Source organism: Leptolyngbya sp. GB1-A1, assembly GCF_039962475.1.
Classification (GTDB): domain Bacteria; phylum Cyanobacteriota; class Cyanobacteriia; order Elainellales; family Elainellaceae; genus Leptolyngbya_A.
In genome coordinates this window covers 22,681-38,344 of the sequence record NZ_JAMPLI010000049.1, presented here as the reverse complement: position 1 = coordinate 38,344, position 15,664 = coordinate 22,681, and the positions used below count along the sequence as shown (strand labels likewise).

At 50.4% G+C, this 15,664-nt stretch carries 16 protein-coding genes and 1 pseudogene; 13 read left to right on the top strand and 4 right to left on the bottom strand.

The features are described from left to right. The 3 genes and pseudogenes from NDI45_RS25900 to NDI45_RS25890 all read right to left on the bottom strand — a co-directional run. Nucleotides 1-109 (bottom strand): annotated as a pseudogene (locus tag NDI45_RS25900) (photosystem II q(b) protein); the annotation flags it as partial. A 113-nt stretch (nucleotides 110-222) separates the two neighbouring features. Continuing rightward, a complete protein-coding gene (locus NDI45_RS25895; RefSeq protein WP_190793519.1) occupies nucleotides 223-786 on the bottom strand; it encodes an AAA family ATPase in 564 nt (187 codons plus the stop codon). Between the two features lie 141 nt (nucleotides 787-927). Next, nucleotides 928-1,959 (bottom strand): adenosine deaminase, encoded by a 1,032-nt coding sequence (locus NDI45_RS25890; protein WP_190793518.1) that lies wholly within the window; start codon nucleotides 1,957-1,959, stop codon nucleotides 928-930. Nucleotides 1,960-2,413: 454 nt separating this feature from the next. Between NDI45_RS25890 and NDI45_RS25885 the strand changes: the two genes are divergently transcribed. From NDI45_RS25885 to NDI45_RS25825, 13 genes are all read left to right on the top strand, one after another. Then, nucleotides 2,414-3,544 carry an AI-2E family transporter gene (locus NDI45_RS25885; RefSeq protein WP_190793517.1) on the top strand — a complete coding sequence of 377 codons (1,131 nt, stop codon included), beginning with the start codon at nucleotides 2,414-2,416 and terminating at the stop codon, nucleotides 3,542-3,544. Nucleotides 3,545-3,823: 279 nt separating this feature from the next. Then, nucleotides 3,824-5,209: a metallopeptidase TldD-related protein gene (locus NDI45_RS25880; RefSeq protein WP_190793516.1), complete on the top strand. Its 1,386-nt coding sequence runs from the start codon at nucleotides 3,824-3,826 to the stop codon at nucleotides 5,207-5,209. Between the two features lie 13 nt (nucleotides 5,210-5,222). After that, complete coding sequence (locus tag NDI45_RS25875) at nucleotides 5,223-5,750, top strand: RNA methyltransferase (protein ID WP_190793515.1); 528 nt, start codon at nucleotides 5,223-5,225, stop codon at nucleotides 5,748-5,750. A 90-nt stretch (nucleotides 5,751-5,840) separates the two neighbouring features. Beyond that, nucleotides 5,841-6,542, top strand: a complete 702-nt coding sequence (locus NDI45_RS25870) for a Uma2 family endonuclease (protein WP_190793514.1) — start codon at nucleotides 5,841-5,843, stop codon at nucleotides 6,540-6,542. Nucleotides 6,543-6,630: 88 nt separating this feature from the next. After that, the gene (locus NDI45_RS25865) at nucleotides 6,631-7,422 is read left to right on the top strand and encodes an SAM-dependent chlorinase/fluorinase (protein WP_190793513.1); all 792 of its coding nucleotides are present in this window, start codon (nucleotides 6,631-6,633) and stop codon (nucleotides 7,420-7,422) included. A gap of 246 nt (nucleotides 7,423-7,668) precedes the next feature. Further along, the gene (locus NDI45_RS25860; RefSeq protein WP_242067496.1) at nucleotides 7,669-8,337 is read left to right on the top strand and encodes a DUF2301 domain-containing membrane protein; all 669 of its coding nucleotides are present in this window, start codon (nucleotides 7,669-7,671) and stop codon (nucleotides 8,335-8,337) included. Nucleotides 8,338-8,460: 123 nt separating this feature from the next. Continuing rightward, nucleotides 8,461-9,723 (top strand): DNA-processing protein DprA, encoded by a 1,263-nt coding sequence (gene dprA, locus NDI45_RS25855; protein ID WP_348249416.1) that lies wholly within the window; start codon nucleotides 8,461-8,463, stop codon nucleotides 9,721-9,723. A gap of 69 nt (nucleotides 9,724-9,792) precedes the next feature. Further along, nucleotides 9,793-9,954 carry a hypothetical protein gene (locus tag NDI45_RS25850; protein ID WP_348249415.1) on the top strand — a complete coding sequence of 54 codons (162 nt, stop codon included), beginning with the start codon at nucleotides 9,793-9,795 and terminating at the stop codon, nucleotides 9,952-9,954. Nucleotides 9,955-10,381: 427 nt separating this feature from the next. After that, nucleotides 10,382-11,362 carry a UDP-glucuronic acid decarboxylase family protein gene (locus tag NDI45_RS25845; RefSeq protein WP_348249417.1) on the top strand — a complete coding sequence of 327 codons (981 nt, stop codon included), beginning with the start codon at nucleotides 10,382-10,384 and terminating at the stop codon, nucleotides 11,360-11,362. Nucleotides 11,363-11,482: 120 nt separating this feature from the next. Next, on the top strand, nucleotides 11,483-12,862 hold the full coding sequence (locus tag NDI45_RS25840; RefSeq protein ID WP_190793510.1) for a UDP-glucose/GDP-mannose dehydrogenase family protein: 1,380 nt from the start codon (nucleotides 11,483-11,485) through the stop codon (nucleotides 12,860-12,862). Nucleotides 12,863-13,027: 165 nt separating this feature from the next. Next, nucleotides 13,028-13,786, top strand: coding sequence for a deoxyribonuclease V (gene nfi, locus NDI45_RS25835; protein ID WP_190793509.1), 759 nt, complete (start codon nucleotides 13,028-13,030; stop codon nucleotides 13,784-13,786). A 153-nt stretch (nucleotides 13,787-13,939) separates the two neighbouring features. Beyond that, nucleotides 13,940-14,155, top strand: coding sequence for a chlorophyll a/b-binding protein (locus NDI45_RS25830; RefSeq protein WP_190793508.1), 216 nt, complete (start codon nucleotides 13,940-13,942; stop codon nucleotides 14,153-14,155). 235 nt (nucleotides 14,156-14,390) lie between these two features. Beyond that, nucleotides 14,391-14,546 carry a hypothetical protein gene (locus NDI45_RS25825; protein ID WP_190793507.1) on the top strand — a complete coding sequence of 52 codons (156 nt, stop codon included), beginning with the start codon at nucleotides 14,391-14,393 and terminating at the stop codon, nucleotides 14,544-14,546. Between the two features lie 301 nt (nucleotides 14,547-14,847). Here the strand turns inward: NDI45_RS25825 and NDI45_RS25820 are convergent, their stop codons facing one another. Beyond that, on the bottom strand, nucleotides 14,848-15,663 hold the full coding sequence (locus NDI45_RS25820; protein ID WP_348249414.1) for an HAD family hydrolase: 816 nt from the start codon (nucleotides 15,661-15,663) through the stop codon (nucleotides 14,848-14,850). Nucleotide 15,664 lies beyond the last annotated feature (1 nt).

Genomic DNA, 15,664 nt, shown 5'->3' with positions numbered 1-15,664 from the left:
TGAGAACGCCGAACCAGCCGATGTAGAGGCGGTTGTCGGTGGAGGTGATCCAGGTGCAGAACTGCTCCCACAGGTTCGCGGAGTCGCGACGCTGTAAGGTAGTCGTCATATTTTCGATGAGTGCTTTAAGCGATTTAAGGTTTGGGCAGGCGTTGATTTGCTTGCCTTAATGAATAGTCTAGGGGGTTTATTGCTTTTTGTAAATATGCTGAGAGTAATTACTCATAAACAGGTTTCAGACTGTTGATGAATTTGCGAAAGCCACTCTGAGGTTGCTCTGGGAGTCATTAAGCGAATTTTTTCTAGATGAGCGTACTCCGATCGGCTTAATAAAACGGGATACTCTTTCCGTCTTCGGGAGTAGGTTTTGAGAACCCAAAGGACGATCGAATCCTTGCTCAGTGCTTTGCCGATCGTCTCGCGATTCCCGCTCCAAAGTTCCTGCTGCGTGAGGCTGCGGTAGAGGGTGCGCTTGATAGAACGGTAAAGCGTGACCGGAAAGGAATAGTCCAGCCAAATTAAGGTGTTTGCTCGACCCCAGACGAGATCCCGCACCCTGCTATAGTTGCCGTCTACCACCCATCGATCGCCTTGAAGTGCTTGCTCGACTCTCGATCGAAAGACTGCTGGGTCTGCCTCTGTCCAGTTGGCTTCCCAGACCAATGCGTCTAGTTCAACATGAGGAATTTGAAGACGTTCAGCAAGCTGTTGTGCAAAGGTCGTCTTTCCAGAGCCGCTTGTACCAACTACGACAATCCGCTGACCCGATTGAGGAGGCTGATTCATAGTGAATTGTAAGGGGCATGACAGGAGTAGCTTCAGCAGACGATCGCAGGATTCTGTATTGAGTAAATTAAAAGGGCAAAAAAAGGGCGGACAGGATGCCCACCCATGAAGAAGACAAATAAGAAGACGAATTCAGCGCAGCTACCGGGCAGGATTGAGTTCCGGTTTAAGAATGTTGCTGAGGATTGAAGCTGGGCGTTCTTTGTATTTCCAGGCGAAAGCGTGACGGAAGGCGGCATCCTGACAGGCTTGGAGCTGTTTAAAGCTGATGATGTCCTGAGTTAACAGATTCTCATACTCAAAGGGCAACCGAACATTGTGCAATCCGGCGTTGTCAGTGCAAATCGCAATATCTACTCCTGCTTCAAAGCAGCGATCGAACACGACTTTCAATTGCTGAATGTCCTTTAACGTTCCAGTTTTGGGGTAAGTCGTCGGGCAAACCTCTAAGCATTGACCGTCCCTAGCAAGCTGGGGCAGCAGTTCGGGATGCTTGAGGGGAATTTGGATACCGTGACCGATTCGCATCAGGTAGGGCAGTAGCTCTGGGTAGCAGCCTGCTTCGGTTTCATATAAATGTCCGGTGGTGTTGAGTCCAAGCGATCGGGCATAGTCATATAGCCCCACGAACTCATCTAGCCGCTCGGCGTAGTGAGCATCTCCACCCGCTAAATCGATCGCGCAAACATAGTGCCGCATCTGAGCCGCCAGATCCACGATGGCGTGATTCACCTCGTAAGGTAGACGGGAATGCATACAGAGAATCTGGCTTGTCACGATTGGGTATTCCCCGACTTGGCTGGCTTTGCCAACGACTTCCACAATATTTGCCATCTGGTTGATCCGCTCGGACTGGCTCAGGTGGTCGGGCGTTCGCAGGTAAGGGGTATAGCGCAGCTCCAGGTACGCCAGATTCTCAAATACATACGCCCCGCGCATTAAGCGATAGATGAAATACGGCAGCGTTTCGTTAGTTTGGACCTTTTCAACCAGCGTATGCAGCTCCAGATACTCGTCTAAAGTATTGCGGGGGCGGGTGTAAAAGTCCTCAAAATCCTCGTATTGGTTAAATCGCTCAGGTACATCCGACTGACTGCGCTGAAAATATCGCCAGAGGACACGAGGAACAACCGAGCCTCCTAAATGGCGGTGTAATTCTGCATAAAGTGCCATGAGAACCTCTTGGGTTAGTGAAGTAGAAATAACAATCGAGTACAAAAAATTCTGGTAAAGCAAATGAGCTTACCGATCGTTCTGGTAGACACCAGATTCTGAGATTGAAATGGAGTTAATGAATTGTAGACATTGGGCAGAGAGCCATCACGGACTGCCAGAAATCTGTGTGCAGCAATGAGCAGGGATTAGCCGAAGATTGATGCAACAGGGGCAGGACTTTCAAGCAAGGGTATTAGCACTAATTGATACAACTATAGATAACCTTAATGAAAGTTCGCCAGAGGCAGTCAACCGAAATAAGCATTTGGGGCAATGAGGCGGAATGACGAACTTGAGCGACGCAGTGAGCTGTATGCTTCTACCGCAGCTCTAAAAATCCACTCTAACGTAGAGGCAATTTGTCAGAAGTTGTTGGTAAATAGCCAATATTAACGATCGATTGTTGCTTCATATGACTCACCCCATTACCCGGCTGAGGGACAACCTAAGCAATCTCCTGCCGCGCTGGATTGTAATTTTGCTGGCAATCCCGCTCGGAGTTCTAAACGGGTGGGTTATTCTTCAGGTAGTTCGCTATTTTGGCTCGACGTTCACGATCCTGGCAGTGGCAACGCTGCTCGCATTCTTACTCAGTTTCCCAGTGAGGTTTCTAGAAAAGCGAGGAATTGGGCGAGGCTACAGCATTCTGCTGGTATTTCTGACATTTCTAGGTATTCTAGCAACTCTGGGAACGACGCTGCTGCCGCTCCTGTTCATCCAGCTTCAGGAACTCATTACTCACCTGCCGGATGGAGTTAACGCGGTCAGCCAGCAGCTCGAATCGTTTCAAAACTGGGCAACAGAGCGGCGGCTGCCCATTAACGTCAGGGGGGTTGCCCAGCAGATCCAGGCGATCGCGCCTCAAGGGATTGATGATGTTACCAATCAGCTGATTGGGGTGGTGCTAGAAACGGCAGACAGCCTGTTTAATGCCATTCTGACAGTCGCCCTAACGCTCTACTTGTTGCTGCACGGCGACGGCTTCTGGAAAACAATTTTTCAGTGGTTTCCGGTGCACTGGGTCCAAGAAGGGCAACGACTGCTGAGCCAGAATTTTCGCAATTACTATGTGGGGCAAATGACGGTCGCTGTGATTGAGGGGACAGTTCTGACGATCGTATTTCTCATTCTGCGAGTTCCCTTTTTTCTGCTGTTTGGCATTGGAATTGGGCTGATGGTGCTGATTCCTTTCTTTGATGTGCTGGGAACACTGCTTGCCAGTTTGATTGTGGGTGTCACCAATCCAGCTTTAGGTGTGATTGTTCTTATCTCGGCAATTCTCACCGATCAAATTATCGACAACACCGTTTCGCCGCGCATTATTGGTCGATTAGTTGGGCTAAACCCCGTCTGGGTAATTTTGTCGCTCCTGATCGGCATCCAGACTGCCGGATTTTTAGGAATTGTCCTGGCAGTCCCGCTTGCTAGCACGATCGGCGATGTTTTAGCACTAGTGCGCTCGACCCGGCGGCCAGACCCATTTGAGCAAAGTCAGAAAGTTGCAACCGCAGACACCGAGGTGATCAATGCTGCTGTCAGCTAGACAATGCATGTAGGAATGCAGGATTGAGTCTCTTGAAGAATCGGCGTCTTGCTCGCTCGGTTCGGGAGGTTTTCTGCTGGCCTGGGTTGTGACCGGAAGTCTTATTAGCATGACCGTGATTTCGGCCAGTCTACCGCTGCAAGCCCAAACCAATCTACGATCAAGGGAATCCCGGTTTAGACTAGAGGAATAAGGACAGCATTGCCCTGATCGATCAGACTAATTAATCAAACTTTAGTCAAACTTAAAGCTCACACTCATTGCAGACGGGAGACGCAGGTGGTTACATCTCTTTCGCTACAGGATCGGTTGCTGGAGACAATCGCCCCTTATCGACAGCAGGTCGATTATCTAGAAATTCGGCTGGAGCAAAGCGAATCGACATCGATCGCCTATCGGGGCAAGCAGTTGGATGCAGTCGATCGTAGTTTTGCTCTAGCTGGAGGCGTAAGAGCCTGTCATTGCGGGGGCTGGAGCTTTGTCACCTTTAACGGACTGGCAGATCTGAAACAAAGAATTGAAGAAGCGATCACCCAGGCAAAGCTAGTTGGCAAGGAAACGACCGAACTCGCCACTGTGACGCCAATTCAAGATTATGTGGCGGTTGAGCTGGGCAGAGATCCACGCGGTATCTCTCTGGATGCCAAACGCGCTCTGGTCGAGCAGTACAACCAAATTTTGCTGGAGTTTGACCCGCGCATTCAAACCACGATGACGGGCTACAGCGATCGATTCAGCACGACTTATTTTGTGAATTCGATCGGCTCTTGCATTGCCCAGGAGCGGCTAGACGTATCGGGACGATTTGGCGTTATTGCCAGAAGTGAAGGCGGCGTAGTGCGTCAGGGCTTTGAGTCGATTCATTCGCGATCGGACTACGGTGTGCTAGAAGGGGTCGAGGCACAGGTGCGAAGTGCAGCAGAGCGGGCAGTCCGTCAGCTTGAGGCAAAGCCCGTGAAAGGCGGACAGTACACTGTTGTGCTTGATCCCTATCTGTCGGGCGTGTTTATTCACGAGGCGTTTGGGCATTTGTCTGAGGCGGATTTTGTTTATGAGAATCCCCGCATGCAGGAATTGCTGGTACTGGGTAAGCCGATCGCCATTCCGCAGCTCAATGTTGTGGATGATGGCACGATGCCCGGTCTACCCGGTTCGCTGAAATATGACGATGAAGGCGTTCCGGCACAGCGCAAGTATCTGATCAAAGACGGCATCCTCACCCAGCGACTCCACAACCGTGAAACCGCAGGCAAACTGCACGAGGAACCCACTGGAAACGCCCGCGCCCTCAGTGCCCTCTATCCCCCGATCGTCCGTATGACAAATACCGGGATCGAAAGTGGCGACTATGCTTTTGAAGACATGATTCGCAATGTGGAAGAAGGGGTATATGCGGTGCGAATGCTGGGCGGACAAACTAACGGCGAGATGTTTACCTTTGCAGCGGCAGAAGGCTATATGATTCGCAACGGTGAGATTGCCGAGCCTGTGAGTGATGTCACTTTGAGCGGGAATGTTTTCCAAACCCTGAAGGATATCGACGCGATCGGCAATGACTCGGTGTACAAGAACGGCGGCTGTGGTAAAGGTGGACAGTCTCCCCTGCCTGTGAGCGTTGGTGGTCCCCATGTGCGAATTAATAACGTTGTGGTGGGTGGACGATAATCGGTATCGCTGATTGACCTCTCCCCGCGATCGTCATTCCTATGCTGTGCTGCCCCGGCATTCGCTGATTGTTTGTGCTTCTCTAGTGCAAAATCCGGCGAACTTGGGCAGCCTTTGTCGTACGGTTGAAGCGTTTCGGCTGGAATCTCTAGTGCTGGCAGACAAGGCGATCGTGCAACACAATGCCTTTCGGAACGTGGCGGTTTCCGCGCATCTGTGGCAGCCGATCGTTGCTTGCGCGATCGATGCCTTGCCCCAATGGTTTACCCAACAACAACAGCAAGGCTATGAGATTGTTGGATTATCTGTGAGTCCGATTTCAGAACCTTTACCGCAGTTTGCTTTTCGGCAGCGATCGGTTCTAGTGCTGGGTCAAGAGTTGACAGGCATTCCGCCAGAGATTTTGCAAAAATGCGATCGAACCGTGAGCATCCCGCAGTTTGGCATGGTGGAATCGCTCAATGTGCAAACAGCGGCGGCAATTGCCCTTTACGAATATATGCGGCAGTGGACGCTGAAGCCGATAAGGGACGGGGACTAGCGATTTGGCTTCGTCCTTTCCCCCTTTGTACTCACGTCGCTGATACAGCTATAGAATAAAAACTATTCTGGCTCAGGAGTAAATGCCTCGATGTCACTCACCGCACAACAACTGGCAGACTTGATGCCCGATGCAACTCAATTAGAGAGTGATGAGCCAGAAATGGAGAGTTCTCTACACTACACTCAACTGGCACTGTTAGTCGCTTGTCTAGAATGGCTCTGGCGCGATCGATCCGATTTCTTCATTGGTGCAAACCTCACCATTTATTTCAGCCGACAACAGCTCAAGAACAAAGATTTTCGCGGACCAGATTTCTTCCTGGTCAAGCACACCGAAAAACGACCGCGAAGATCCTGGGTCGTATGGGAGGAAGATGGCAAATATCCTGATCTGATTATCGAACTCCTGTCGGATTCAACTGCCCGAACAGATCGCAACCTGAAGAAGGAACTGTATCAGAATCGCTTTCGCACCCCAGAGTATTTCTGGTTTTCGCCCGAAACGTTAGAGTTTGCAGGCTACCGTCTGGTCAATCAGCAGTATGAACCCATTGCCCCTAACGCATCAGGTTTGTTGTGGAGTTATTCGCTTGGATTGTATCTAGGAATTCGCGAGGGGGTCTTGCGCTACTTTACAGAAGGGGAAACTCTAGTGCTGTCGCCCGAAGAAGAGGCAGAACAGGCACAGCAACAAGCGCAACAGGCACAGCAACAAGCGCAACAGGCTGAAGCACGGGCAGCCCGGTTGGTGCAGCAGTTGAGATCCTTGGGCATCAAGCCAGAATTGTAGCGATCGTAACCAGGTGACACTTTACGACGGCAGGGCGATCGCTTTCACATCTTTCCAGGCACTCCCATCCCCCTAACTATGTACTGCTATGCCTTCAAATCGCTTGATTACGCTGTTGACTGACTTTGGCTTAAACGACGTTTATGTCGGCGTGATGAAAGGCGTAATTGCCAGCATTGATCAAAGTTTGCGAGTCATTGATTTAACCCATCAAATTCCGCCTCAAAATATTACAGCGGCGCAGTTTAATCTACTCAATGCCTATCCTTATCTTCCGTCGGGAACGGTTCATGTTGCTGTTGTTGATCCGGGGGTAGGCAGCGATCGTCGGGCAGTTGCAATCGAGCTAGAAGATGGATTTCTGGTTGGTCCTGATAACGGGTTGTTTACAGGATTGATGACGACAAAAGCAGTTGTTCAGGCTGTTGAATTAAGCGATCGTCAGTACTGGCGCGTTCCTGACCCTAGCAACACTTTTCATGGACGAGATATTTTTGCTCCGGTTGCCGCACATCTCGCGCTTGGAGTTTCAATTACAAAACTTGGAGAAATCATCGATTCAGATACCTTAATTCAAAATTCGATTGTGTCCTATAAAACAACAGCAGCAGGCTATCAGGGGAGGATTCAGCACATCGATCGATTTGGCAATGTCATCACCAACATTCCCGGTAAACTAGTTCAGAATAAACGCTGGTCGGTGCGAGTAAAGAAGCGATCGATTCCGGGCTGTCAGCGTTATGGGGAAGCGGAAGTGGGGAATCCAATTGCATTAGTCGGCAGTCACGGCTGGGTCGAAATTGCAATTAATGGGGGTGATGCTCACTTTCAGCTACGGCTCAACTGGGAAGACGAGATTGACTTGAAAGTTGAAATGTAGATTTACAAGATTAAAACTATTCGTCTTGCTCAAATAGTCTAACCAAATTACTTGGACTTCCAGGCATAAAAGTCTGTTTCGTAGAGATTGCCCTGCTGTGCCTCAGGTTCTGGGTCTGCTTCTAGCATGAGTTCTTCCAAGCGCGATAGCTTTATTCTATTGATTGCATGAATGGAACCGAGAGAAGCAGCACTACAATCGAAGTAAGTGGACGCATCGGAAACTACAAGCTGAGGAAAGAGGGCAATGCAGACTGAAACGATGACCTCGCAGGGAGAAGTGCTTCGCAGCACACCGGTCTATCAGGGGCAGTTTGGCGAATTTACGATCACCCCAGACGATCGCCGAGAAGTAATCATTTACCGTGGTGGACTCACGATCGCGGCAGTTAGTTTTGCGATCGGTTCAACCCTGGCACTCACTCAGGGGAATCAGCCCTTCATCCAGTCGCTTCTGACTCCGCTCTACACGCTGTTTACGATCGGTCTGGGCATCAGCCTGTTCACCATTCACATTTATCTCAAAGTCCTACACCGAACGCTGCAAGCATTTTGGCTTATCGGTGCGATCGCTTCGCTTTTTGTGGCTCACTTTAGCCCTGAACCGTTTGTGTCCACGGTCTATCGCTATCCGCTCACGCTATTGGGCATAGGATTTGCCTTTGCTGCCCTAACCGGAATTTTCTTTAAAGAAGCCTTCTGCTTCGATCGCTTAGAAACTAAGCTGCTTACGCCGATCGTTCCGCTGCTGCTCTTAGGACACCTCACCGGACTGCTGCCGCTCCAGGTCGAACAAACTCTGCTGGCAAGCTGGGCAGGGTTGTTTGTTGTGTTTGCATTCCGAAAAGTGATCCAACAAATTCCGCCCGATATTGGCGATAAAAGCGTGTTCGAGTATCTCAAGCAGCAAAGGTGATCGAAACCTGTTTGAATCTGATCATCATTGCGAGCATTCGAGTAAACAGCTATCGTTCTGACTTTCGCGATTCTGGGCATTTTAAGCTGACTTGCGTTTAGCCTGCCTGAAGGAAAGGAAATCGTGGAAGACGATCGCGCTTACTGGGTTGCCTGGTCCCACATTGCTGGTGTAGGGGCAATCTTGCTGCGGCGGTTGCATTTGCATTTTGGTTCTCTGGCTGCTGCCTGGTTTGCTCCTGCCGAAAATTTGCAAGCGATCGAAGGCGTCGGCTGGCAAACGGCTGAATCGATCGGGGCAGCGCGATCGGCTCTTGATCCCCATAATCTGCTGCAACAGCATGAGCAGGAAAATCCCTGCTTCTGGACACCTGCTGATGCGGGTTATCCCCGACTGTTGCTGGAAATGGCTGACCCTCCCCCTATCCTTTACTATCGCGGCACAGTCGATCTGATAGAAAATCAGGGACAAACGCCCTGTATCGCGATCGTCGGCACTCGCAGCCCTTCTGAGTATGGCAAACGCTGGACGCGCCGGATTACAACTGCGCTGATTGAAGCAGGCTATACCATCGTTTCTGGACTGGCAGACGGCATTGATACAATCGCCCACCATGCCTGTCTTGAAGCGGGAGGACGCACGATCGCGGTCATGGGAACGGGAGTAGACGTGGTTTATCCCTGGCGCAACAAAGAGCTTGCCTGCCGAGTTATCGAGCATGGCTTACTGCTGAGTGAATATCCGGCGGGAACCCAGCCCGATCGGGTTCATTTTCCGCGTCGAAATCGCATTATTGCAGGGTTATGCCGAGCAACGCTGGTGCTAGAGGCTCCGCAAAAATCTGGGGCACTAATTACCGCACGGTTGGCAAATGAGTATGGGCGCGATGTCTATGTGCTGCCCAATTCGCTGGACAATTCGCGGGCAAGAGGCTGTCTGGAACTGCTGAACCAGGGAGCCGCCCTCATCCTGGGAGAAACTGAGCTGCTAGAAAACTTAGCATCGCTGCCGCAACTTGTGTCTTCATGTGCTGCCGTCGATCGAGCAGCTGTCCATCAAAATCCTAAAAATCAAGATTCTAGAAATCAAATCTCCAATCTCACCAGTCAGCTTTCCCTGCTGTCTAACTCATCGATCGACTCCCCCCTAGACGAAAGTGCTTTGCCTCGCCGCCCCCCTGATGAGGTGAATCACTCTGAACCGCTGAAAGGATTAGCTACTGACCTACAGCAGGTGTTTTCAGCCGTTTCCGCAGAACCCGTTCTGGTCGATCGAATTGTTCAAGAAACTGGGCTGCTGCCGGGTCAAGTGCTTAGTGCCTTAACTCAGCTTGAATTAATGGGGTTAGTTACCCTGGCTGGTGGGGCACGGTATTCACGGTTGTAATTCGGGTATGTTATGGGACATATCTAGGGCTGAAGCTCAATTCAGGGTGTTTCCGTCTTTTGAGGTTTTATGATGATGTCTGCTTATCGCTTAAAAGAAATCGTTGTGCCGCTCCTGATTGCCATGTTCACGACGCTGCTTACAGTAGGATCGCTTTCGCTGCTGTTGCAAACTCCAGAGAGAGAAGTATCCGCCACCAATACGATTTACATGCAGAGTAGCACTCCGTAGAGCAACTTAATTAAAGCAGTCGTTCAGCACTATTAAACAAAGCATCGCTTTGGGAACACTGCTTTATACCAGGATAATCTTGCAGCCCGTTCTAGACTAACTGATTGTCCCTGTAGCACTTTCACATTGGGCTGAAGTAACCTCAGCAGCACAAACAGCAAATAATGCTGCTCAGTCTGAACGAGAATAAATGGAAATCTCTTCTAAGTTAAGAGAATATAAAACCGAGTAAATTTTCTGCAATAAGATCTCGTTTTTCAGACAAAATCAACGGGTATTTCCTGAGAATGCTGTATTTTTTAACCAGGAACAGCATCCCTGAAAAACTAGATTTCTACACGTAATCGACGGAATCAGGAGGAAATCATCCCAGGAAAGCGCAAGGTAATCGAGAGAAAGGCAGTTATAGGGAAAAAGCAACATGACGATGCGAATTCTAGTCACGGGCGGCGCCGGATTTATTGGTTCTCACTTGATCGATCGCCTGATGAAGCAGGGGCACGAAGTTCTTTGTTTAGATAACTTTTATACGGGGCACAAGCGAAATATTGCTCACTGGTTGGGTAATCCTAATTTTGAGCTGATTCGCCATGATATTACCGAGCCGATTCGTCTGGAAGTTGACCAGGTGTATCATCTCGCTTGTCCAGCCTCGCCTGTTCACTATCAGTACAATCCTGTTAAGACGATTAAAACCAACGTCCTGGGAACACTGAATATGTTGGGGCTAGCAAAGCGGGTGAAAGCTCGGTTTTTGTTGGCTTCCACCTCTGAAGTGTATGGCGATCCCGAAATCCACCCCCAAACGGAAGATTACCGGGGCAACGTCAATCCGATTGGAATTCGGAGCTGCTATGACGAAGGCAAACGGGTCGCAGAAACCCTGGCATTTGATTATCACCGTCAGAACGATGTTGAAATTCGCGTTGCTCGCATCTTCAACACCTACGGTCCAAGAATGCTGGAAAATGACGGACGTGTTGTCAGCAACTTCGTCGTGCAGGCACTTCAGGGGCAGCCGCTTACCGTTTACGGACAGGGATCACAAACGCGCAGTTTTTGCTACGTTTCTGACCTGGTTGAGGGGTTGATGCGCCTGATGAACGGTGACTTTATCGGTCCCGTAAATTTGGGGAATCCTGATGAGTACACGATTCTAGAGCTGGCGCAAGCGGTTCAGCAAATGGTTAACCCCGATGTGCCGATCGACTTTAAGCCCCTACCGCAAGATGATCCACGGCGTCGCAAGCCAAATATTGCCCGTGCTCAAACCCATCTCGGATGGCAGCCCACCGTTCCGTTAACAGAGGGTTTGCAGCGCACGATCGAGGATTTCCGGGCAAGGCTGAGTGCAGATCAGTCGGTTGATCAATCCGCACAAGCCGGCACTCATCCTGCTCAGGTTTAGTCAATGGCATAGGAATTGGGCATTGGGTCGCTATCTGCCGTCGTTCATCTCAGAATCAAGTCAACCCGCCATTTGCAGGCTCTATTGTTCAGCAAGTTTCAGTAAATTTGAGGAGAAACTATGCGTGTTTGTGTCATCGGCACCGGCTATGTAGGTTTGGTAACGGGCGTTTGTTTATCGCACATTGGGCATCATGTGATTTGCGTTGACAACAACGAAGAGAAGGTCAAGCTGATGCAAGCAGGACAGTCTCCTATTTTTGAACCAGGGCTGTCCGATTTGATGCAGACAGCGATCCAGAACGGACAGATTGAATTCACGACCGATCTGGGTGCAGGCGTTCGCCACGGAGACATTCTCTTTATTGCTGTTGGTACACCGCCCCTGCCGAATGGTGAGAGCGATACCCGCTATGTTGAAGCTGTGGCACGTGGCATCGGAGCGCATCTCAACGGCGGCTACAAGGTGATTGTCAATAAATCAACGGTTCCGATCGGCTCTGGCGACTGGGTACGGATGATTGTGCTGGATGGTGTAGCTGAGCAGCAGGCAGCTCTTGTCGGCACTGGCGGCTCAACGCTGACCGATCTCAAACCGGAGTTCGACGTGGTGAGCAATCCAGAGTTTTTGCGAGAAGGATCGGCCGTTTATGACACCTTTAACCCCGACCGCATCGTGCTGGGCAGCAACAACCCGAAAGCCGTGTCGATGATGAAAGAACTCTATGCACCGATTGTCTCGCGGGAGTTCGCGGAAGATAAATCGCTGCCAACGGTTCCTGTGCTGGTAACAGACATTAGTTCCGCGGAGATGATCAAGTACGCTGCGAATGCGTTTTTGGCAACCAAAATTAGCTTCATTAACGAAGTTGCCAATATTTGCGATCGAGTTGGGGCAGATGTAACGCAGGTTGCAAAAGGAATCGGTTTGGATTCTCGGATTGGCAGCAAGTTCCTGAATGCAGGTATTGGCTGGGGTGGCTCCTGCTTCCCCAAAGATGTGTCTGCCCTGATTCATACTGCGGATGACTACGGCTATGAGGCTCAGTTGCTTAAAGCAGCCGTAAGCGTGAATCAGCGACAGCGCATGATCGCCCTGGAAAAACTTCAGCAGGTGCTCAAGATTCTGAAGGGTAAGACGGTTGGATTGCTCGGACTCACCTTCAAGCCCGACACAGACGATATGAGAGATGCACCCGCCCTTGACCTGATTGAAAGCCTGCATCGCCTGGGGGCAAAAGTGAAGGCATACGATCCGCTGGTTTCTCAGAGCGGTCTGCGGCATGGCTTATCGAATGTCTTTGTTGAAACCGACGCTGAGCGATTGGCAGATGGCTGTGACGCACTGGTCGTGGTGACAGAATGGAAGCAGTTTGCTAGCCTCGACTACGTGAAGATGGCAGGACTGATGACCAATCCTGTGATTATTGACGGTCGTAACTTCCTAGATCAGGCAGCTCTGGAACAGGCGGGCTTCCGCTATGTCGGTGTAGGTCGCTAATTCCGATCGTTTGCTATCGTTCTAAAAGGACATGAGGGTCTATTTGTCCTGAATGTCTGTCTTGATTTCGAGGGTTTGGTGCTGCCAAGCCCTTTTTTTGCGATCGGTTTCTACACTAATAAGGAGAAGCAGACGTAATCGATTGATTCACGCGGTGCAGATTCAATGATAGAAACTCAATACAGCCACGCCTGGAATTTGTCCTCAGAAGAAGCTGTGCAGCTTCAGCATCGGCTCAAGTCAAACATCATCACGATTGATCAGCTGGGCGAAGTACGATCGGTGGCGGGAGTGGATGTGGGATTTGAAGATGGAGGCAATACAACGCGAGCAGCCGTTGCCGTTCTCAGTTTTCCTGACCTGCGTTTAGTGGAACGATCGGTCGCCCGTCGTCCAACCAGTTTTCCCTATGTTCCCGGCTTGCTGTCGTTTCGAGAAGTTCCGGCGGTGCTAGATGCCCTGGAGAAGCTGCGAACTTTGCCTGATTTGCTGCTATGCGATGGACAAGGAACAGCTCATCCGCGTCGGTTTGGCATTGCCTGTCATTTGGGGCTGCTGATTAACCTGCCTGCAATCGGGGTAGGAAAATCGCTACTGGTGGGTAAGTATGAGGAAGTTTTAGATACCAAAGGCGCGTGGCAGCCTCTAACACATCGTGGGGAAACGATCGGGGCAGTGCTGCGAACTCGTCCAGGCACAAAACCGCTTTACATTTCCCCCGGACATCGGATTAGCTTAGCGACGGCGATCGACTTTGTGTTGCGCTGCACGACCCGGTATCGGTTACCGGAAACCACTCGCTTTGCCCACAAGCTTGCCTCAGAAACGCCTGCTGCTCAGATTGATGCAATGCTGGCGGATAAGGAGCGAAATCTAGAAACCGAGGAACAGGTCAAACAGGGACAGCTTGATCTCTCTATTTAGCGCAGGAGGATTTAACGCAGGAAAATTTAACGCAGATCGGCAGGCTATAGTGGGAAAGGATTTGCGGCTGGTACAACCTCCAGTTCGCAGAATTCGCAGAAATTGTCTGATTCAGCCGATCGACGTCAGATATTGACCAATGAGGAGAAAGCGATGACTTCCCCACAGCCTGCTTCAACTGACACCCCTGCAACGCCAACTCGTTCAACTGATGCGCCAGAAGTTGTTCCTCAGCCTGAGCCTGCTTTTGGCTGGACACGCTATGCCGAAATTATCAATGGACGGTTTGCCATGATTGGCTTTGTCGCGCTGTTGATTCTAGAATTCTTTACGCGGCAGGACTTTTTCACCTGGATAGGGCTGCGCTAATCGATCGAGAAGCAGGGAATTCCTGAGTGAGGCAGAGGCAGTCTGAACAATAAATAGTATCGCAGTTTCCTAAAGTGGAAATTGCTTTTTGAAAACTTCAGGAAGATCGGGAAAGCGTCGTATGATTTACGGCAACCCGATCTTTAATTTTAGTAGCAAGAACTACAGTCTCGCCAAGAAAATGATATCTTTGGAGTAGAGGAATACCACAAGATATCAGCCAAGGATGTTCACAATGAGCAGAAACCGTCATCAATCCATCACACAAACCGCTCAGCTCCACCGGGAAAATCTGCGTCGTAATCTAGAGCGTCGCCTTGAAGCTGCGCGAGCAAGCGGTGACCAAAGTTTAGTCAAAATGCTGGAAGCAGAAGCAAGCTATATCGGCTAAAGCCATTGGCTTGTCAGTCCTTCGTTCGCTGTTTAAGCTTCTTGCTGATGAACTGGGCAATGCACGCTGGATTGACTGAACTTGAAGCTGTACTGGCTCCTTGATATGACGGACGTGCAGCTTAAGTTATTTTCCATTTAGTTAGCTCCATTGGTTGCGGGGTGAGGTGTAAGGACCTGACCCCATTTTCTTACGGCTAAGTAGACAAGATGCTAAGCAGACAGGATCTCAAGGCGATCGGCAAGGTGAGCAGTTGCTACCCTGGCAACCTTAAAAGCCATAAAACTTAGAAGCCGAGTCGCTAACCCATAACCGAAGCGAGGAGTCGGCGCGTGTTGAGCAAATCGTAGACGGCTGCAACTAGATTGGCATGAATGGCGGTGGGCTGGAAGGATTGAAGGTAGGACTGACTGCGGATGCCGCAAGTGAGGGCGATCGTCGGAATTCCCACGGCTTGACCTGCGAGAATGTCAGCTTCGGTGTCGCCAATCATGCAGGCAGAAGCCGCGATCGTACCCGGATTTCTCCAGGAACACTCGGCAATGACGCTGCTCAATAAATTTGTTTTATGCTCCGCCAGATTGACGTAAGCAAAGGAATCATCGGATGTGCCGCGAATTTGGCTAAACAGGTGGGCTAATCCTTCGCTTTGCAGCCACTGAGCCGCCTGGTTTTGACGGCGCAGCGTTACCAAAACAAGCCGAACCCCTTGGCTATGAAGCAGCGATAGGGCATGACGAACACCGGACTGGAGCGTATCTTGATGCAGCAGTTCTGGCTGATTTACAATCTGGCTGACTTGCTGAAGAAAGAAATCGATTTGTTCTCCCTGAAGCCCCGATCGCATCGCGATTTCTCGATCGGGCGTACGCTCTTGCTTCATTTGCCAGAACTGAGACTTGCTGAGCTGGTGGAGCGGGATTGAAGCTCCGTGAGCAACGGTGGCAACTTGCACAGCGGCTAACCCCTGGCAATAGGTGCTGTAGTATCGTTCAGAAACATCCACGATCGGACCGTCAAAGTCGCAGAACACGGTGAGCGGAGTCATGGAACAGGCAGAGGATCTGTAGTGAAGCTGCACCCGTTGCTGATGAGTCGAAACGGCAAGACTTGCCATA